This window comes from Alteromonas sp. MTD1, from assembly GCF_042848195.1.
Classification (GTDB): Bacteria; Pseudomonadota; Gammaproteobacteria; order Enterobacterales; family Alteromonadaceae; genus Alteromonas.
This window is the reverse complement of sequence record NZ_BTGG01000005.1, coordinates 239738-260679: the sequence shown is the minus strand read 5'-3', so window position 1 is coordinate 260679 and position 20942 is coordinate 239738. Positions and strand designations below refer to the sequence as shown.

General features: G+C 45.2%; 19 protein-coding genes. All 19 read right to left on the bottom strand.

Annotated features, from left to right (window positions below; all coding sequences use genetic code 11):
• Positions 1-5: 5 nt before the first annotated feature.
• The 19 genes from flhF to ACGHAV_RS08665 all read right to left on the bottom strand — a co-directional run bounded on the left by flhF (position 6) and on the right by ACGHAV_RS08665 (position 20840).
• Positions 6-1415: a flagellar biosynthesis protein FlhF gene (gene flhF / locus ACGHAV_RS08755; RefSeq protein WP_390379198.1), complete on the bottom strand. Its 1410-nt coding sequence runs from the start codon at positions 1413-1415 to the stop codon at positions 6-8.
• 29 nt (positions 1416-1444) lie between these two features.
• On the bottom strand, positions 1445-3544 hold the full coding sequence (gene flhA, locus ACGHAV_RS08750; protein WP_390379195.1) for a flagellar biosynthesis protein FlhA: 2100 nt from the start codon (positions 3542-3544) through the stop codon (positions 1445-1447).
• Between the two features lie 155 nt (positions 3545-3699).
• Positions 3700-4824, bottom strand: a complete 1125-nt coding sequence (gene flhB / locus ACGHAV_RS08745; protein WP_390379192.1) for a flagellar biosynthesis protein FlhB — start codon at positions 4822-4824, stop codon at positions 3700-3702.
• Between the two features lie 232 nt (positions 4825-5056).
• Positions 5057-5836 (bottom strand): flagellar biosynthetic protein FliR, encoded by a 780-nt coding sequence (fliR, locus tag ACGHAV_RS08740; RefSeq protein WP_390379190.1) that lies wholly within the window; start codon positions 5834-5836, stop codon positions 5057-5059.
• A 12-nt stretch (positions 5837-5848) separates the two neighbouring features.
• Positions 5849-6118, bottom strand: coding sequence for a flagellar biosynthesis protein FliQ (gene fliQ, locus ACGHAV_RS08735; protein ID WP_334012806.1), 270 nt, complete (start codon positions 6116-6118; stop codon positions 5849-5851).
• Between the two features lie 8 nt (positions 6119-6126).
• On the bottom strand, positions 6127-6885 hold the full coding sequence (fliP, locus tag ACGHAV_RS08730; RefSeq protein ID WP_390379348.1) for a flagellar type III secretion system pore protein FliP: 759 nt from the start codon (positions 6883-6885) through the stop codon (positions 6127-6129).
• On the bottom strand, positions 6878-7375 hold the full coding sequence (fliO, locus tag ACGHAV_RS08725; RefSeq protein WP_390379187.1) for a flagellar biosynthetic protein FliO: 498 nt from the start codon (positions 7373-7375) through the stop codon (positions 6878-6880). Before fliO ends, fliP begins: the two co-directional genes overlap by 8 nt.
• A complete protein-coding gene (gene fliN / locus ACGHAV_RS08720; RefSeq protein WP_334012804.1) occupies positions 7350-7757 on the bottom strand; it encodes a flagellar motor switch protein FliN in 408 nt (135 codons plus the stop codon). Before fliN ends, fliO begins: the two co-directional genes overlap by 26 nt.
• A 17-nt stretch (positions 7758-7774) precedes the next feature.
• Entirely contained in the window at positions 7775-8836 is a 1062-nt protein-coding gene (gene fliM / locus ACGHAV_RS08715; protein WP_334012802.1) for a flagellar motor switch protein FliM, read from the bottom strand.
• A gap of 54 nt (positions 8837-8890) precedes the next feature.
• Positions 8891-9427, bottom strand: coding sequence for a flagellar basal body-associated protein FliL (fliL, locus tag ACGHAV_RS08710; RefSeq protein WP_390379183.1), 537 nt, complete (start codon positions 9425-9427; stop codon positions 8891-8893).
• Positions 9428-9610: 183 nt separating this feature from the next.
• Positions 9611-11863, bottom strand: coding sequence for a flagellar hook-length control protein FliK (locus tag ACGHAV_RS08705; RefSeq protein ID WP_390379180.1), 2253 nt, complete (start codon positions 11861-11863; stop codon positions 9611-9613).
• A 492-nt stretch (positions 11864-12355) separates the two neighbouring features.
• Positions 12356-12805, bottom strand: a complete 450-nt coding sequence (gene fliJ / locus ACGHAV_RS08700) for a flagellar export protein FliJ (protein WP_334012798.1) — start codon at positions 12803-12805, stop codon at positions 12356-12358.
• A 57-nt stretch (positions 12806-12862) separates the two neighbouring features.
• Positions 12863-14197, bottom strand: coding sequence for a flagellar protein export ATPase FliI (gene fliI, locus ACGHAV_RS08695; RefSeq protein WP_390379177.1), 1335 nt, complete (start codon positions 14195-14197; stop codon positions 12863-12865).
• On the bottom strand, positions 14190-14972 hold the full coding sequence (gene fliH, locus ACGHAV_RS08690) for a flagellar assembly protein FliH (protein WP_390379174.1): 783 nt from the start codon (positions 14970-14972) through the stop codon (positions 14190-14192). The genes fliI and fliH overlap by 8 nt, the downstream gene beginning before the upstream one ends.
• A 59-nt stretch (positions 14973-15031) precedes the next feature.
• A complete protein-coding gene (fliG, locus tag ACGHAV_RS08685; protein ID WP_334012793.1) occupies positions 15032-16072 on the bottom strand; it encodes a flagellar motor switch protein FliG in 1041 nt (346 codons plus the stop codon).
• Positions 16073-16084: 12 nt separating this feature from the next.
• A complete protein-coding gene (gene fliF / locus ACGHAV_RS08680; RefSeq protein WP_390379169.1) occupies positions 16085-17779 on the bottom strand; it encodes a flagellar basal-body MS-ring/collar protein FliF in 1695 nt (564 codons plus the stop codon).
• A gap of 12 nt (positions 17780-17791) precedes the next feature.
• Positions 17792-18121 (bottom strand): flagellar hook-basal body complex protein FliE, encoded by a 330-nt coding sequence (gene fliE, locus ACGHAV_RS08675; protein WP_334012790.1) that lies wholly within the window; start codon positions 18119-18121, stop codon positions 17792-17794.
• A 234-nt stretch (positions 18122-18355) separates the two neighbouring features.
• On the bottom strand, positions 18356-19693 hold the full coding sequence (locus ACGHAV_RS08670; RefSeq protein ID WP_390379165.1) for a sigma-54-dependent transcriptional regulator: 1338 nt from the start codon (positions 19691-19693) through the stop codon (positions 18356-18358).
• A 13-nt stretch (positions 19694-19706) separates the two neighbouring features.
• A complete protein-coding gene (locus ACGHAV_RS08665; RefSeq protein ID WP_390379162.1) occupies positions 19707-20840 on the bottom strand; it encodes a sensor histidine kinase in 1134 nt (377 codons plus the stop codon).
• Positions 20841-20942 lie beyond the last annotated feature (102 nt).

Here is a 20942-nt window from a genome sequence, read left to right as displayed (position 1 = left end):
ACTGCTTATGCTGTTTTAATGGCGTTGTTAGCACTAGTATGATTCAAACCGTACTTTTTATAAAGCTTTGCAGCAGCGGAAACTAAAGATTTCGCTTCTGCAATCTTAATGTCTTCAGGTACTTTCTGACCATCGGTGACATAACTAACCGGTAATTGGTACTCTACCGCCGCACTCAGCACCTCTCCTAAAGAGTAGCACTCATCTAACTTTGTGAAAATACAGCCACTTAGTTCAATGTCATCATAAGCAGCAATTATTCTCTGAAGTGCAGGATATTGCGTATTGGCCTGTGCTACCAAATATTTTTTTACCTGGGGCATTTGGCCGTTGTCAAATTGTTTAATTTGCTTAATTAATCGACTATCGCGCTGACTAAATCCTGCCGTATCAATCAATACTAGACGTTTATGGCGAAGTTGGAATAATAAATCTGCAAGTTCTTCACTAGACTGTGCTTTTCTAACTGTACACCCAATGATTTTCCCATAGGTAGCAAGCTGTTCGAACGCAGCAATTCTGTAGGTGTCGATGGTTATCATAGCAACCGAATCAGCACCGTATTTTTGAGCATAACGCGCAGCCAGCTTTGCCACTGTGGTTGTCTTTCCAGTACCTGTTGGGCCAACAAGAGCCACCGCACCTTGTGCTGTAAGTATATCGTTGCCGGTCACATTTATGCGATTAGCCAATAGGTTAAGAAGATATACCCATGCATCGCGTTCGTTGTAATGCGCCGGTGTGTAGCTGATTAATTGTGCTGCAAGTGATGCGCTTAAGCCCATATCAGTAAGACGGGTAATAAGATATTGGTGAACTGGTTTTTGACGCTTATTCTTTGCTTCCATCAAATCGGCGACCTGATATTGCAATACATCGCGAAGTGACGCCAACTCTTCTTTGATTTGCGCTAGCTCAGCTGACTGGCTTGCTGGCATTTCGCCCATGCCAGATGCTTGATGGGTTGGAAAAGCTTCAAAGTGCTGTTGCACTTGCTGCTGTGCTTGCTGAGAGTGTTGCGACTCTACTTCGTCAATAAACTCATCTGAGAAGTTAAGGTGAGACGCGATGTCGTTAGCATGCTGTGCGTTAGCGGCATTCTTTTGTGATAAAGAGCTTTGCGTTGAAGAGTTTGGCTGGCCACCATGCTGCTTTTCAAGAAGTGCTTTCAAACTATCTGGGCCATCGTCACCGATAATCTCACTTAAACTTGGCACTGGCTTTTTACCAGGTACTGACGTCTGCTTCTTGGGCACCGAAAGCTTTGCTTCAGGCTCTTTATCGTAAGCCGCAACTAACTCAATACCGTCCGCCACTTTGCGATTAGACATAATCACAGCGTCGCTGCCTAGCTCAGCTTTTACTTGGCTTAACGCCTCACGCATATCTTTGCCGAAGAAACGTCTAATTTTCATTGCAACCTCTCCAATCACCCAGTGTCAGATTATTGACCGACCGAACTGACTATTTTTATTTGTTTGTCATCAGGCACTTCTTGGTACGAAAGTACATTGAGCCCAACAACCGAATACTTTAAGAAGCGAGACAGTACCGGTCGTAGCATGCCTGACGTTAGAAGTACTGCAGGTTCGCCTTCTAACTCTTGCTGCTGACTGGCTTGCTGCAATGATTTTTGCAGCTTGTCTGCCAAGCCTGGCTCGATGCCAGCGCCGTCTTCGCCACCTGCTTGTAAAGACTGGTGCAACATCTGTTCCAACTCTGGCGCCAAGGTTATGACAGGTATTTCTTTTGCCCCTTGCGTGATTTCTTGAACAATGAGTCGTTTAAGCGCAATACGCACTGCAGACACTAGTACATCAGGGTCTTGGCTACGTGTACCGTATTCACTAAGCGTTTGAACAATGGTACGCATATCTCGAATTGGCACACCTTCAAACAGTAGCGTTTGAAGTACTTTAACCACCGTGCTTAATGGAAGAATGTCAGGAACCAACCCTTCTACTAGCTTCGGATGCTGTTTAGCTAACATGTCTAGAAGCTGCTGTGCTTCTTCATGGCCTAATAGTTGATAAGCATTATTCGTTAATAGCTGACTTAGATGCGTTGCCACTACAGTAGCTGCGTCTACCACGGTATAACCAAGGGTTTGTGCATGCTCTCGCTTGTTAGGCTTTATCCAAACAGCATCTAAACCAAAGGCAGGGTCTTTAGTCACTCTACCTTCAAGCTTGCCAAATACTTGACCTGGATTAATCGCCAATTCTTCGTCATGGCTGATAACAGAATCACCAATGGTTACGCCCAGCATAGCAATGGTGTAGGTATTAGGTTCTAGGTCGAGGTTATCTCGAATGTGTACAGGTGGAATAAGAAATCCAAGCTCTTGAGACAACTTCTTTCGCACTCCTTTGATACGCGTTAATAGCTCACCACCTTGCGACTTATCAACTAACGGAATTAAGCGATAGCCCACTTCAAGTCCAATGGTATCTACCTGTTGTACATCGTCCCATCCAAGTTCTTTTACCTCAGGCACAACAGTTTCATCTTTCACTACATTGTCGGGCACTGCTGGCGCTTCTGCGCGTTTTTTCTCTTGTACCGTTTGCCAGTAAGCAAACCCGGCGATTAAAAAAGAGAAGCCTAAAAATGCAATATGCGGCATACCAGGAATAATACCCATGACAAACAACACGCCAGATGAAATATATAGCGCTTGATTATTGCCTAGCTGACCACGTATTTCTTTACCCATTTCTTGTGTTTCGTTTTCACGCGTCACAATAATGGCTGTTGCAACAGAAAGTAGAAGTGAAGGAATTTGCGCTACAAGACCGTCACCGATGGTTAAGATGGTATAAATTTCTATGGCGTTACCGAACGACAGGTCGTGCTGAATCATGCCAATAAACAGCCCACCAACGATATTGATAAGCATAATGAACAAGCCCGCTACAGCATCACCTTTTACAAATTTAGAAGCACCGTCCATCGACCCGTAAAAGTCTGCTTCTGCAGTAATTTCTTCACGGCGCTGACGGGCTTGATCTTGGTCTATGTAACCAGCATTAAGGTCGGCATCAATTGCCATTTGCTTACCAGGCATAGCGTCTAACGTAAAGCGGGCGCTTACTTCAGATATACGTCCAGCACCCGCGGTTACTACTTTAAAGTTGATAATAAGTAAGATAGCGAACACCACGATACCCACGGCATAGTTGCCGCCAATAACAACAGCACCAAACGCTTCAATTACCTTACCTGCAGCGTCCCCCCCTTCATGACCATAAAGCAATACCACACGCGTTGATGCAACGTTTAACGCCAATCGCAAAACGGTTGCGATAAGTAGCACAAGAGGAAAGATACCAAAATCGACAGGACGCTGGGTAAGTACAGCAACTAAGATGATGACAAGCGAAAGTGCAATGTTAAAACTGAACAGGACGTCCAGTAAAAATGGGGGCATGGGCAAAATAACCATGCCCATAATCGCTAAAAGTACAATTGGCGCACCAAGCCCGCTGGTAAAATTTTGCAGCTGATTTTTATCGAAACGCTGAAGATAACCGGATAACTGCATCGTTTACTGTCTCACTATCAGAAAATTGACGCTTTACGTAATACTGATAGGTGTTTAACAACTAACGTGCCAGCTTTTAGCTAAGTAAAGTACTGTCTACTTAGCAATTGATATATAAACCATTTTTAGGGTTTTACACACTACTTCATTTTGAACTATCGACGGTACTCAGGCGGTATCGGTAAGTCGCGTTTTAATGGTTTAGGGCGTTTTCCTTTACCTGCACGATAGGCTTTCAACTGATAAACGTGCGCTAATACTTGAGCAACCGCCATAAACAGCGCATTAGGGATTTCTTCTTCCACTTCTGTAGAGTAGAAAATTGCACGTGCTAGCATGGGGGATGGGATCAAAGGAACGTCGTTAGCGGTAGCAATTTTTCTAATGTGCATAGCGAGTTCATCTGCACCTTTGGCTACTACCACAGGTGCACGTGTACCGTTTTCGTCATATTTTATCGCCACTGAGAAGTGAGTTGGGTTAGTTACCACCACGTCAGCTTTAGGCACGTCTTGCATCATACGTTTGGTGGCAGCTTGATATTGCAAACGACGAATGCGGCCTTTCACCATGGGGTCGCCCTCAGCATTTTTGCGCTCGTCTTTCACCTCTTGCTTGGTCATTTTCATTTCTTTGTTGTGCTTATACACTTGATAAGGCACATCAATTAACGCAATGGGTATCATGCCGCAGGCCAGAATGAGAAACGCCCACTTCAACATATCAAGGGCATGAAAAATATTGCCCGGATATAACTCCATATCAAGGTGTAATGCTTCATCTTGGAAGTACAGTAACGCCCCTAATGCCATAGAGATAATAAGCACAACTTTAGCAATAGACTTCAATAGCTCAACCAAACCATTCATGCCAAACATGCGCTTGAAGCCTTGAATAGGACTCATTTTAGAGCCTTTCGGTTTCGCACCTTCCCACGTAAAGTTATAACCTCCAAGCGCTATTGAGCCGTAAATACCGGCAATCATTGCCACTACCATGTAAAGCAATACCGACGGTCCGACAGCTGAAAAGGCTTCTCCCCAAGCACCAAACATATGGGTAAGGTCGTAAGTTTCATCGCGAGATAGCGTGAACATGCGTTTGGTAAGTGAAAACACAGATTCGGCAATCCATCCACCAACAAATAAAAACATAAAGGCGCTTATCACCAATACCAGCGTGGTAGACAATTCACGGGATCGCGCAATCTGCCCTTTTTTCCGGGCATCTTCGAGTTTTTTCCCCGTGGGGTCTTCTGTTTTTTCGCTTGAATCTGCCATTTTTTTGCTCTTTTTGCCTTCTAGCCGAGAAAAGCGACGCGTTTACTGAACGCGCTGTAAACCCATCCATGGGCGCTCTGCCACCGCATCCGTGCGGTGGAAGGTTCATTAAACGCGTCGCTTCTCTCGCTTGACTCTAATTGACTTACAATTTAAACGCTGTTGTTTGAACAAGGTTGTGACAAGCAACCGTACACAAACAGAAATTCAATTCTACATTTCACTAAAAATGCTAAGGACAAATATTCAATAGCTCACACATAAACTGTTCGGCGCGAAGCCACTGGGTTTCATAGTGAGCGGTAAAGTTGTCTAACGTAATCCAAATAATCAGCAGGCCCATTACCTGTGCAATGGAAAAACCAATACTGAAAATGTTCAACTGCGGCGCTGCTTTTGTCATAACGCCAAACGCTAGGTTAACAATTAGAAGCGACACAATAGGGGCCAAAGATAATGTTACGGCCGAAATAAACATCCAGCCCGCCCAATGTGCGATATCGCGAAATTGCTCGCCAGTCCACCAGGCCTCGCCGATGGGAAATGCCTCGAAACTCATTACAATCATGTGGATCATCGACAAATGGCCATCTAGGGTCCAAAAAAGCAGCGTCGCTAAAATAAGATAAAACTGGCCCACCGCAGGTACGTTAATACCGTTAACGGGGTCAACGATTGAGGCAAACCCCAAGCCGGTTTGCATGGCAATAATTTGGCCTGCCAGAACAAAGGTGTTTAGTACCATCATTGAAATAAAACCAATCACAATACCAATAAGCAACTGCTGAATAACAATGACGAAGGTTCCAACATCAACCAAATTTTCCACAGGCGATGGCGGTACCACAGGCATAATAATTAGCGTAAGCATAATACCTAGTAACGCCCTTACTTGAGGCGGAATCGATTTCGCACTTAACCCTATCATTGCCACAAACAAACCGCTGATACGCATAAAAGGCAGCAGCATATCGGCTAAAAAGCGGTTAATTGTAGCCAGTTCAACTTCCACGTAGTTGCCCTTTTAACCTACTACCTGAGGGATTAAATCGACCATGCGAAACGTAAAATCCATCAGCTGTTGTACTAACCAGTTCCCGCCCCAACTTAATGCCAACAAGGTAACCAGCAAACGTGGCAGGAAGCTCATGGTTTGTTCATTGATACTGGTTGCCGCTTGGAACACCGCTACCACTAAACCTACAACAAGGCTGGGAACAATAACGGCCGACACCAGCACGATAACCATAAACATGGCTTCGCGTAGTATCTCTACAAAGACTTCTGGTGACATAAGCCCTCCTAGACGCCCATACCAAAGCTGGTAGCTAGCGTACCAAAAATAAGGTTCCAACCATCTACAAGTACAAATAACATTAGCTTAAATGGCAGCGATACAATCATTGGGGAGAGCATCATCATACCCATTGCCATCAGGATTGAGGCAACAACCAGGTCGATAATCAAAAACGGAATAAACAGCATAAACCCAATTTGGAACGCGGTTTTAAGCTCGCTAGTTACAAAAGCAGGAATAAGAATATTGAGCGGTACCTCTTCGGTATCGGCATATTTCCCTTCATCACCCGCAATGCGTACAAAGGTTTCTAAATCTTTCACCCGAGTTTGCGACAGCATAAAGGCACGCATAGGGCCTTTCGCTTGTTCAAGCGCATCTAAGCTGGTTAGCTCTTCATTCAAATAAGGTTGTAGAGCTCGCTCGTTTACTTCTTCAAATACGGGCGCCATGATAAACATAGACAAAAACAGGCTTACACCAATGAGTATTTGGTTAGACGGTGACTGCTGAAGACCAATAGCCTGGCGTAGAATTGATAGCACGACAATAATTCGCGTAAACGAAGTCATCATCATAATGAACGCAGGAATTAAGCTTAGCGCTGTCATGATAAACAGCGCCTGCAACGTCATTGAATAGTCTTGGGTTCCGTCGCTATTAGTTACCACAGTTACTGCAGAAATGCCCTGCTGGGCATACGCCGGCATGGTAACGCCAAATGCAACTAGTGTAAGTGTTAAGACAGCAAGTAGCTTACGCATCACTCGATGCTCCCTTTTCGTTTTTCTTTTTTAATTCAGGGTTCATTTTTTCCGCCATCGCCGCGACTAGCTTTTGCTTAAAGTCGACACCATTTTGAGTAGCGCCTACAGCATTTCCCTTTGATGGCACGTCTAATGGTGTTTCCAGCTTGCTTAAGTGGGAAATATTATGGCTGGTCACGCCAATGAGATGTTGTTCATCGCCTACCTGAATGACCATAATTTTTTCTTTCGCGCCTGCCACCATACTTGCAACAACCTTCATTTGGTTGCCGCCCATCGTAGTGACATTAAATCGACGCATAACGTATGCAAGCGCAAAAATAATGCCTACCACAAGCAGAAGCGATAGAAAAATTGACAGTACCGATGTGGGATTGGTAATTGACTGGGTAGACTGTGCGCCAACGAACTGGCTGAATAAAAGGGGCAGCGTTGCGCAACCCCTTAGTAAATAAGAAGTTTTATCTGAGCTTCTTGATTCTCTCAATTTGACTAATAACATCCGTTAATCGAATACCAAATTTATCGTTGACCACTACTACTTCACCATGAGCAATCAACGTGCCATTTACTAATACATCTAATGGCTCACCGGCAACACGATCCAGCTCCACCACAGAACCCTGGTTCAACTGTAGCAGATTTCGAATACTTATTTGACTACGGCCTACTTCCATTGAAATGGTAACCGGAATATCAAGAATAGTATCTAGCTTTTTCTTTTCTTCTTGCGTAATAGGTGCATCGTCTTGAAGTTCATCTAACTCAGCAACTTGAACATCTTCGTTCTCGCCGCCCTCTTGTTCGCCTTCAGACTCTGCTTGCTCGGCCATCGCCGCAGCCCAATCGTCCATACCGTCTTCACTCATGGGAACTCCCCTATACCTTACAGGTCTTCTTCGAGTACTTGCAGCTCTGCATCATTATCAATAATGCGCCCGCCGCGGGTTAATAACTGTAACTCAGACTTCACAGAAGTCGGTCTTGCAATCTTCTCTACAATTTTCAGTGCTAAATTGTCTCTTGAACGACCTAATTTAGCTCTGAAGGTGGGTAAATCTTCAATAAGTACCGTAATGGTTTCTGGCATTTCCACCGGAATAATGTCGCCAGGCTGGAATTCCATTACTTCTCTAAGCGGCACATCAACATCAAGCATATGCGTGGTGAGTGCTACTTTAACATCCATAATTTCGTCGCGAAGCGCCTTGCTCCAACGCAGGTCGGTGTCTTCCTTGTCGCTTTGTACACCGGCATCAAGCAGTTCACGAATTGGTTCAAGCATGGAGTAAGGCAATGATACGTGGAAATCACCGCCACCGCCGTCTAACTCAATGTGAAACGAGCTTATTACGACTACTTCCGTAGGGCTCACAATGTTTGCCATGGCTGGGTTTACTTCTGAATCAAGGTACTCAAAAGACACATCCATAACGGGCGCCCATGCTTCTTTATAATCTTCAAATATGATCTTAAGCAGCATTTGGATAATACGACGTTCCGTAGGCGTAAACTCACGGCCTTCAATTTTGGCGTGATAGCGACCGTCACCACCAAAGAAGTTATCAACCAGAATAAATACCAGTCGGGCTTCCATGGTAATTAGCCCCGTACCTTTTAAAGGACGGAAGCGAACCATATTTAGGCTGGTAGGTACAAACAAGGTGTGAATGTATTCGCCGAACTTGATCATTTGAATGCCGTTTATCGACACTTCGGCTGACCTACGCATCATGTTAAACAAGCTAACACGCATATGACGTGCAAAACGCTCATTTACAATTTCAAGCGTAGGCATTCGCCCACGAACAATCCTATCTTGTGAGGAGAAGTCATATTCAAGCGTAGAGGCATCAGACTCGCCACCACCACCTGGCTCGTCTTCGTCTACGTCGTCTACGCCGTGTAGTAGCGCATCGATTTCGTCTTGAGATAATAAATCACTCACAATATTTACCTATGTAAATGGAACTAACGTTTGCGTGTAGAGGCTTTGTTTGCCTTATTGCATTACAAAACCAGTAAACAACACACGCTCAACTACGTCTTTACCTTCAATTTCTTTCAGTGCTTTTTGCACCTGAACCACCGCTTGCTCACGTAGTTCAATTTTACCCGCTTCAGTGATAAGGTCGTCAGCGTTAGATGCACTAAATGCTTGTAACAATGTACCTTCAATTAGCGGAATATGCGTTTTCGCAATTTCTTCATTTTCAGAGCCTCTTACTAGAAGCTGCACTTTGATTTGTACTAAACGATCACGCCCTGTGCCCGGCACGTTAAACACAAACGGTCTAGGCATGGCCACATATAATGCAGTACCAATTTCCGCATTTCCCGTAGGTGCGGGGGCGGCTTGCTCGGCTGCAGCGGCATCGGTTTGTGCAAGTTGCTCTTCAGTCGGTTCATCGCCACCAGCAAAAAGTAAGAAATAAGCTGCGGCGCCACCACCAATCAATACCACGGCAATAATGATGATAAGCATCATTTTACTTTTGCCTTTGCCACCGTCTTCTACTTGTAATTCTTCTTCAGCCATGTGTCACTCGCACTCAAAATTTTAAAAAAGGTATTATCGGCCTTCCACTTAAAATGGCAATGGCTCAACAAACAAATGTACCGTAAAATTTAGCAGGTGAATCCCTTTCTCACCATGCTAAAACGCTTCGCATTGAACGCTTGGTCATTAATTAGGCACAATAGGGTTTGAGCACCTTTGCTTCTAGGCGTAATAATCGATACCACCTTTCATTTCACGAGTAATTAATTGTTCTATTGCGGCACTTTCATCCATACCGTCAGAATTTGCGCTATTTTGAGCTCCTGTGCTCGTACTAGAGTTGTTTGCAAATTGCTGGCCACTTTCGTTACCCGATGAATTATCTTTTCGCACCTGCGCGTCACCAAGCTCTATACCTTGCTCTGATAACATGTCTCTTAGTCTAGGCATGGCTTCAGCCAGTGCATCTTTAGCTTGTTGCGACTGCACAACAAAGCTCACGCTGGCGGCATCTCCCGACACATTAACGCGTACCTGCATGCTGCCTAACTCAGGCGGATCTAAGCGAATTTCGGCCATGGTATTTCGCGCGTTAACCATCCAGCGAATTTTTTCATTTAACTGTTGCTGGCCTTCAGGCTTATGAATATTGACCGCCTTATCGAAGCCTTCAAACTGCTGCTGTGTTTTTGACGCTTCCGAACGAAGCTGATTATTTTCGTTCATTACCGTATCAGTTTGAGTGAATTGCGCTTGTAAAACTTGTGCTGCAGTAGACTGTGCATTATTCACCAACTGCAGGAACTGGCTGGCTTGCGTGTCTACTTTGGCGGTAAGACTGGCAGCAACATCACTGCTCAACTGCGCTTCTTTTGCCGCATCAGCCACTATGGCAGACAAGTCGATACCAGGCTCTCTACCCTGCTGCACCTGCTGCTGGAACTCATTAATACCTGCAATAATATTGGCTTTAACTGCCTGCTGCTGTTGAGCGTTAGGTACAGCGCCAGCTATTTGCTCTGCAAACGCCTCGGCTGCCTTCTGCCCGGTTTGTAACGGCATTTCAGCTATTTTGTTTAAAAGGCTTGCGGCATCATTTTCAACCGCTTGCGCATTCGCTTGTGCTAATTGCGCACCTGCATTTTCGCCTTGATTGCCTGTTGTTTGTTCAGCGTTGTTCGCACTAATCCCAGTAGTAACAGTTGAATTTTCAGTTGCGGTTTGTGCTAATTCCTGTTCACTGAGTTCACCTTCTAGCAAAGTCTGAAGCGCAGCCAACGTATTGTCGTTTTGCTGTAGTTCACGCTCTGCGTTTACCGCTTTACTCACTTGGTCTTGCACGATACTCAATACCAGAGTTTCTTCTGCGTTAAATTCATCAATAACGTCTGTGATGTGGTTGTCAGCTAACGCACTTTCAGACTGTGCACTGTTTATTTCGTCTTCATCACTATTATTAACAAGCTTGGCGATGAGCTGTTGAAGCGAATCAGTGCTGTCTGAATTATTGTTCCTAAAATCGCCATCACCAAATTGACTAGACTGAGAGCCACTTAACATCGAGCTTAGTTCGCTCTGTGCATCCTCACCTGTGATTCCTTGAAACTCTCGGTACACATCAATTTCGTCATCCCCTTTGCCGCTCGCTATACCATCAGATGCCCCCTTCTTTAAAAGTGCACTTAGCGATTTTACGGCGACAATGATATCGGTATTTGACGCTGTATCTGTGTTTTCAAGGCCTTCGTTTTCTTTTAGCTGCGTAAACAAGTGGTTGAGTACAGACTCTGCGGAGTTACTGTCTACGTTATCAGGGAGTTTCCACAACTTGCCGGTTTCTTTTTGTGTTATTTCAGTCCCGCGAGTATTGCTAGCAAGGTCTGCTTCGTTATTGATAGCTTTATTAACAATGCTATCTACGAAGGCAATCCAGTCGTTGCCGTCATTATCAGTATCACTTTTTTTACCGCCATGAAGTTCATCGTCTGGTATGCCTGGCGTCGTAATCTCACCTTTCAATGGATTCGAAATGACGTCGTTACCGGCGCGGCCGTTTTTATCAGAAAGCGTTGGCTTTTGAACACTTTCGTTTTGTTCATCTGCATTTAGTGCATATTCGGCTTCTTCTTGCATACGAGCTTCTTCAGGAAGTTCTTGGTCGTATGACTTTTCATCTGCCGGTAATTCAATGCTTTCGCCCTTCTTCACCGGAACATCGCGATGAGAAGCTTGGTTTTCATTCAGCAGTTTGTCGCTTGCTTGGTTTTTATGTGAACCTTCACTTTTCGCTGCAGTTGCCTGTTTGGGAATAAAGTCAGGGTTTGGTGCTTTTGCTTCTTCGTAGAACCGTTCGAACGAACGACCACCGTCTGTACCTTGACCGGCCCCCACGCCATCGCTTACCGCTTTGGCTGTTGATGAAGCCGCAAACGGCAAAGCGGCAAGGTCTGTTTTTTGTGCGGCAACTTGTTGCATAATTTTTTACCGTCCTACTCTTTATACACTTTCAGCAAAATTGACTTGAAGTTTGCGCTTGCAGCGTAAAACTTTTTTAGTCAAAGCAAATACAGCTTATTGATTAACAACACTTTTATGCATGAAAATTCTCTATTTTCGACTACTACAAAGTGTTGCTTGGTACGTTTTAATCTGTGTGAAAAACAAAATTAAGTACCGTATATCGCCCTTTTGGTTTTAATATTGTGTCACAGCCAATAATTGTTGAATGCAAGGGTTGCGCCAAGTTTTTATGGTTATTAATAATGGGGCAAGATTGACGCTACGTTGGCTCTACATTGATGCTACATAAATACTAAAAAGGCACTACTCACTGTTATTTAAGGAGTTTTTCTAAAAACGGGGCGTTTCCAATAAAGTCAGCAAAAGCTCAGCAAAATAAAGGCCATTAGAAATACACAAGCAAATATCGCGCACGGCATGAATTGGTCTGGAAGTGTTAACTCATTGCTAATTGAATGGTGAACGCGCGGCGCGCAAAAAGCGTTGCGTCGCAAACTCATCCATCATGGCTTGCTCTGCTTTGGCTGCTTTTTTCTCAGCAGCCTGTTGCTTTTTATCAAGCAATAACGTTACAGCCTTAACTTTTTGCTGTTGCTTTAGCCAAAGCTGTTTACGCTGGTCGGCAGCCATCTTTGCCCGCGCAATCACCTGCATCTGTTGCTCGCAGGCTTTATCTAGTTTGCCCACAAACGAAAGGTGTTGTTGATAGTAGGTTGCCGTGACACCATCCTGCCCGGTTTGCTGAATGCCTTTGATGTAATCAATGCGATATTGCTCTAGACTGGAGAGTTTTTGTTTTTGCTGCTCAACGTTCTGCTGTGCAACTTTATAGCTACGCGCCTCTCGCTGCTCTTTTTCCTTTTCAAACTCAGCAAGTCTTTGCAATTGTTTAGACATCAACCGCTACTCATTTGTTGTTTATTAGCCCGACGTTTATCAGCTCAGCCGTAAACATTAGCCCTGCCCCAAACCTTTCGCCAACGCCGCCATTCCCTCTAAGCTCTCGCTGTATGGCAATACCTGCTTCATGCCCTGCTGAAGGAATGCATTAATTGCTGGCTCGGCGCGTATAGCAAGATCGATTCTAGGGTCTGAGCCTTTGGCATAGGCACCAATAGAAATGAGATCTTGGTTTTGCTTGTAATTTGAATATACCTGGCGAATTCGGCGCGCCATGAGCTGGTGCTCCTCACTTACCACCATTGGCATAACGCGGCTAATTGAGGCTTCGATGTCTATTGCAGGGTAATGCCCGCTGTCTGCAAGTGTTCTAGAAAGTACTACGTGGCCATCTAGAATGGCTCTTGCCGCATCGGCTATAGGGTCTTGTAAGTCATCGCCCTCGGTGAGCACTGTATAAAAAGCAGTAATAGAGCCTTGCCTTTCACTGCCATTTCCAGCCCGTTCTACTAACGCAGGTAAACGCGCAAACACAGATGGCGGATATCCTTTTGTTGCTGGCGGCTCGCCAACGGCTAGAGCAATTTCACGCTGTGCCATCGCATAGCGTGTTAGCGAGTCGATAAGCAGCAGTACCTTCATGCCTTTGTCGCGAAAATACTCGGCTATGGTAACGGCTGTTTCACACCCCTTTAGACGCATCAATGGCGACGTATCTGCAGGTGCTGCCACTACCACAGCGCGCTTACGCTCTTCTTCGGTAAGTATCTCATGAATAAATTCTTTTACTTCTCGACCACGCTCTCCAACAAGGCCAACTACAACAACATCAGCTTCACAGCCGCGGGTCATCATGCCCAGTAATACACTTTTACCCACGCCACTTCCGGCAAATAGCCCCATACGTTGTCCAATGCCCACGGTATTTAGCGCGTTAATAGCTCTTACACCCACATCCATAGGCGCGTTGATGGGTTTTCTAATGAGTGGATTCATAGGAGGGCGCGTGGTTGGTGCGCGTGCTTCGGCGTCTATTTCACCCAACCCATCAAGAGGTTGACCGTTGCCGTCAACAACACGACCTAACAACCCCATTCCTACAGGCAAACCACTTTGTCGATTTAATGGCATTACGCGACTGCCAGGTACAATACCGCGCACCGCTTCTGTAGGCATGAGATAAGTAATATCATCACCAAAGCCAACCACTTCAGCTTCAATTTCACCTTCGATAGTTTGCACTAAGCATTGGCTGCCAACGGGAAGCTGACAACCCACTGCTTCAAGTGTTAATCCAATACCACGAACTAGCTTGCCTGCCGCGACAACAGGCGGAGACATAACCTGCTTCGTAATAGTTTCGAAGTGATTGTGCCAGGGACTACTCATCGCTTAGCCCTTGGTTTAGTAAGAATTTTTCAATGACATCGCGACAACGACGTTCAACAGACACATCCACGGCGTTCTGCGCAGTAGTAATGTCACATCCGCCACGTTCCATAGCGGGAGCTTCAATCAGGTTCCACCCTTTTTTAGCAACCTCTTCTTCACCGAAATGCGACTTAATGATGTCGATATCTTCTGGGTGCATATGGATTTGAAATTCTACCTGATTTATTGGAAGCGCCTTCAGACCTTCACTTAATGCTTGCAGAACCACTTGTGAGTTGGTGGTTACTTCAGTTTTGATAACCGCTTTGGCAAGTGTTACCGCTAGCTTAACCAGTTGGTCACGGGTTTCATCGTTTGCTTGAGAGAGTGGGTCGTGAAGTTTATCTGCTAATATTTGCCACACTTCGGCCTGCGTTTGAACTTGCTGTCGTCCCTCTTCTAGGCCTTGCTCAACGCCTTCTTTATAGCCTTTTTCTTTACCTTCCGCATGGCCTGTTTCAAGACCTTCAGCTTTGCCTTCTTCAAAACCGGTAGTTTTACCTTCTTGATAACCTTCATCGTAAGCCGCTTGCCGTATCGCCTCAATTTCTTCAGCCGTAGGAGGAAGAATTTCCTCTTCCTCTTCAGGAGGCTCATATTTCCAGTCTGAGCGACGGTTTAGCGCATTGGTGGGTTCATCTTCTTTGACTGCAGAAGGGTCATCTACAAACGGTAGGTCCCACTTTTTAGCTTCATTTGCTTCGCTATCACTGAAACTCTTTTTTGCCGTCATGCTGCTACCGTCTGTGCTAATCAAAAATAATATTGGTGTTATTTACCGCGTAAAGGCTCTTATAAGAACTCTTCACCGCCACCACCGCCAAGCATAATTTCACCTGAGTCAGATAGACGACGGGCAACAGACAGGATCTCTTTCTGCGCTGTTTCCACTTCACTAATACGCACAGGCCCAAGTGCTTCAAGGTCGTCGTTAAGCATTTCTGCTGCACGCTTCGACATATTGCGCATAATTTTGTCTTTAAGCTCTTCGTCAGCACCTTTAATGGCTTTAAGCAAGGCATCTTGTTGAACTTCACGAAGTATGGCTTGAATACCTTTGTCATCAACATCCACAAGGTTGTCGAATACAAACATAAGGTCTTGAATTTGCTGACTCATTTCTTCGTCTTGCTCACGGATTGCATCCATTAGCTGACCTTCAATGGCAGTATCTAAGTAATTCATGATATTCGCAGCTGACTTCAAGCCGCCCATCTTCGCAGCCTGCGTACCGGCTTGTCCCGCAAACTGTTTCTCCATAATTTCGTTAAGTTCTTGTAGTGCTGCTGGCTGAACTTCTTCAAGGTTAGCAATACGCATTAACAAGTCTAAACGCACTTTCTCAGGGAACTGTGCCAAGATTTCGGCGCTTTGTTCTGGCTCAAGATACGACAATACAATGGTTTGTATCTGCGGGTGCTCGTTTCGAATAATGCTTGCGACTTGCTTCGAGTCCATCCACTTCAGTGAATCGAGACCTTTTGCTCCGCTGCCCATTAGAATTTGATCAATGAGGTTTGCCGCTTTATCTTCACCCAGCGCTGCTGTTAATGCACGTTTGACGAAGTCCTGGCTTTGGAAACCAATGGTGCTGTAGTTTTGTATTTCTTCGATAAAATGCTTGTGCACCGCAGTAATTTTAGTCTGCGTCATATCATCCACTTTCGCCATTTCAGTACCCAGCTTCTGTACTTGTTTTGGCTCTAAGTGTTTTAAAATTTGCGCCGCATCTTCTTCAGATAAACTCAACAGAAGAATAGCTGCCTTTTCAACGCCTTCTAATTTACTGACGTCGTATGACGGCTCTTCAACATTTGCTAATTCTTCAGCCATGATTTCCTCTCACTACTCGTCTTGCATCAACCAGCCCTTCACTACTTGGGCTGATAGTTCTGGCTCATTTGCAACTAGTGCGCGCACTGCTTTTAATACATCTTCATCTTTGTGCAGATCTGGAAGCATGAGCGACCCATCTGGCGCGAAGCCCACCTGCCCTTCATCAAAGTCTGATGTCAGCATGCTTATGGTGTCGTCACCTAAGTCTAGGCCTTCATCAGCATCAAAGTCTTCGGCGTCGTTTGACTCGTCAGGATTGATAAGACGACGAAGCATTGGACGTATAACAAAGATAATAAGTACGATTATAACCAATCCACCAATAACTAGCTTAAGAATTGGTAGAAAACCTGGCTGTTCCCAAAGTGGTACGTCTTCAATTTCGCCCGCATCCATGCGTGTAAATGGCACACTTACTACTTCTAGCGAGTCGCCACGTGTTACGTCGAAGCCTATACCGCCTTGAAGTAGTCTACGGATGTTCAGAAGTTCTTCCTGCTTACGAGGCGTAGGCGTCATGGCGCCGTCTTCACCCGCCACTTGCGCGTAATCAACGGCTACCGAAACGCTTAGTCTACGGATAGTGCCAGTTTGCTTTTTAGTGTGGCTTATTGTGGTGTCTAGTTCATAGTTACGCGTCGACTCTTTCGCCGTTCTACCCGGCAGCGTTTGTTGGTTAGCTGCACCAGCTTCTTCGGGAATGTTGGAATCTAGCGGTGGTTGATTTGAAAGTGCACCAGGAATACCGCCTACACCGCCACCAACGCTATTTTCTTCCATTATCATTTCGCTACGCACTGCTGGAAGGTCTGGGTTATAGCTGCGCTGTGTTTGTTCCATGGCAGTAAAATCCATAGAAACATCGGCTTGTGCGGTATAGTTGCCAATACCCAATACAGGAATAAGAATGGCATCAATTTTTTCTAGGTACTCTTGTTCGCGCTGGCGCTCAATTTCGTATTCTTTTCTAGCGCGTGCGCTCATAGAATCTTGCGAGCCAGAGTTAAGTAAACGGCCGTTACTGTCGGTGACGGTTACCTTTGAAGGCTCCATGTTTTGCACCGCTGAAGCCACGATATCAACCACTGCGTCAACTTCTTCACCCGCAATAACGGCGCCGCGTTTCGCAGTAAGTACAACAGTGGCTGACGCTTTCTTTTCTCTTCTTGCAAACACGTTCTCTTTTGGCATTGCCAATAGCACGCGCGCTTTTTGAATACTCGCAATATCTTCTATTGTTGCGGCAATCTGTTGTTCGCGAGCGTGCTTAAGGCGTTCCATTTCAACGCGCTGACTTACGCCGAAACCCATATCTTGCATGATAATGTCGGTACCCGCGCTTGTAGTTTGAGTGAGACCTTGGCGCGTCATACCTAAACGAATTTTTTGAAATTCGTCGCTTCTTACATAAACCGTGTTGCCTTCAAGCTTATATTCAATCTGGTTGGCATCCATGTAGTCCAACGTTTCGATAAGCTCTTGCGTTTCCATTTTCGCCAGCGGACGATAATCTGGCTCTTGCGACCAAATAAGTATAAAAATGGCGATAGCCACACAAATAACCAGCACCACAACCAGTGCCATCTGGCGCATCATATCTGCACTGCCCAGTGCATCCATAAAGCCTGATTTGTTTTCGGCTTCGTTATCTGTCGCCGTATTCTGATCAGGGACGGTAAGATTTGTACCAGTTGCTTCAGCCATAACCTATTCCACCTACACCGGCATATTCATAATTGTTTTGTATGCTTCAAGCACTTTATTACGCACTTGAACTGTCGCTTCAAAAGCTATTCCCGACTTTTCTTTCGCTAGCATCACTTCAGCCAGACTTAGATTTGGGTCGCCCATTTCAAAACGTTTTTGCATATCTCTTGATTCAAGTTGAAGTCCGTTCACACCGTCTACTGCATTTTTAAGCATGGATGCAAAGTCGTCTGCAGACGAATTAATCTCTGCGACCTGCTGAGGCTCGTTAACTTGAAGACGAGTTTGTCCAATCATGTTTTGCATTTCTTGGTACAAACTGCTGGCTTTAACGTCCATAACCACTCCTAGCGTACTAGTATAAAGTACTTTGCGTGCGCCCGAATTCAGGGCAAGAATCTTAGTAATGGATATAGATTAGCAAGGGGCTTGCCAACTTTAATTAATCAATAATTTCAGCAACTTAAGAAGGGAAAAGTAAGCAAAGCCAAAATTATGACAGGGGTTAAACGCGAGACACCAAAAAACCGCCACCCTGAATACAGCAAGGGCGACGGTCGGCTATGAAATCGATTATGCGGGAACTTCTATGCCATCTTCTCGCATTCTCGCTAGTTTGTAGCGAAGGGTTCGTGGGCTTATGCCCAACTTCTCAGCTACATCTTTACGCTTACCTTTACACGACGCTAAGGTATCAAGAATGATTTGGTGTTCTTGGTATCTAAGCTCTGAGCCGAGCTTGTTGTCGTCAACAGGCTCTGACATTACCTCGACTTGTGAGGTAATGCCTTCATCAATCATTAGATCGCCAGCGCCAATTTCGCCGTTTTCACAAAGAATAAGAGCGCGTTGAACGACATTTTCTAGCTCTCGCACGTTACCAGGCCAACTATACTGACTAAGCTTATTTCGAGCGGCTGCACTTAATCGAATGGCTCCCAGACCTTGCGTAGAGGCATGACGCTCTATCAAATGCTCAGCAAGGGGAACGATATCACCAGGTCTTTGACCTAAAGGCTTCCACTCAATTGGAAATACATTTAAGCGATAGTATAAATCTTCTCTGAAATCACCGGCTTCAACGGCTTTTTTGAGGTCGCGGTTACTTGTTGCTATAACGCGAACATTCAGTTTCACGGTTTTTCTTCCACCTAGCCTTTCAACCTCGCGTTCTTGAAGAACACGCAGCAACTTGGCCTGAAGCGCTAAATCCATTTCCGTTATTTCATCAAGCAGTAACGTACCGTCTTGCGCTTGTTCAAATTTCCCAGGGCATGCTTGAATAGCGCCGGTAAATGCACCTTTCTCGTAACCAAACAATGTGGCTTCCAGCATATTCTCCGGAATAGCCGCACAGTTGATGGCAACAAATGGCGCATCACTTCGCTGAGACTGATCGTGAATGTAACGCGACAACACTTCTTTACCCGAGCCACTCGGACCTAATACCATTACGGTGGCTTCTGATTTCGCCACTTTTCTAGAAAGCTCAAGAAGCTTAATACTAGAGGGGTCGGCAACAATTGGCGTGCGTGACTCTATCTTCTGAGCCGGTGCATAGCGGCCTACTAAATTCAACAACACTTCTGGTGCAAATGGCTTAGACAAATAGTCGGTAGCACCATCTCGCATTGCCTGCACGGCATCGTCGATGGTGGCGTACGCTGTCATTAACAAGACAGGCATGTTTGGGTATTTTGCTTTAATATTTTTAAGCAATGTTAACCCATTCATTTCGCCCATTTGGATGTCGCTTACTACAAGGTCAACCTTTTGTGCGCCAAGCTTCATTAGTGCAGTCTCTGCGCAATCAGCTTCAATAACGTTGTAGTCGCCTAATAATAAAGTATCAAAAAGCGCTTCACGAAGACCTGCATCATCTTCAACTATCAAGATTGTTGTCTTTGCCATTTTGAACTCCTAATTATGCCACTTGCGTGAATGAACTTGATTGTGGCTTACACGGTAACGCTACGCTAAAACATGCACCACCATTAGCGGCGTCTGTTACACTCAAATTGCCATTGTGTGCACCTACAACCGACTTCACTACTGCTAGCCCCAAACCTGTACCGTGGGTTTTAGTAGTGAAAAAAGGTTCGAATATTTTGGCCTTCAAAGCGTCTGGAACACCTGTGCCATTATCGATAACTGAGATGACAAGCTTTTCGTTGTGATGCTTTGCTTCTACACAAATATTACTGTCTTTGGGTGATACCTGAATGGCATTGTGTATAAGATTTAACAGGCCCCCCTGCAGTGCAGTTAGGTTACCCGTAATACACACATTACTGTTAAAACCTTTGAATGAAACGTGCTGGTTTTGCTGCGATGCCATGGCGTTGGCATTACCTTCGATGGCAGCGAAAATGTCGTTGAGACTTAATTCACTTACGACTTGCTCTTCACCAGACTTGGCGAACAGCAACATATCGTTGACCTGGCTCTCAAGCTCTTTTAATCGGTCAGAAAGCTTATAAGCGAACTGCGTTTGCGAGTCTTGCCCTAGCCCCTTACGTTTTAAATTTGCAGCATATAACATAGCTGCCGACAACGGCGTGCGTATCTGATGAGCAAGCGATGCCACCATTTTTCCCAACGACGATAAACGCTGCATATGACTAACTCGCGCTTGTAATCTTCGGGTTTCAGTCAGGTCGGTAATAACAATGAGTTGCCCTGGCTCTTTTTCCAAAGGCGTAATAGAGAGCTTTACTCGACGACCGTCAACAAGTGATACTTCGTGTCCATCATCAGCACGAGGCTTAAACGAACGCGTAATAATACTGCGCCATACTTCTTCTTCTAACGGCTCGCCAAGAAGCGCTTTGGCTTGTTCGTTGGCTTGACGCACCACACCTTTGCCATCAATCACAATCACGCCAGCGGGCATAACTTGCAACAAATGTTCTAGCCGACTTGCCTGAAGACGAAGCGAGTCAATATCATCGCTTGCAGCTTCAGAATAGCCATTGCCCGCTATTGCATTGTCGATGTCACTTAATACGTAACGCGACGCTGTGTTGTCAGATGAACTGTAAGTGCTGTCAAAAGCCATAATACCCTCGTCAAATTGCAGACGCTGTTTAATTATGACTAGTTAAAGCAGAAGGTGTGCCAATATTAATATACTTTATATATCAGCAATATAGAGGAGTAA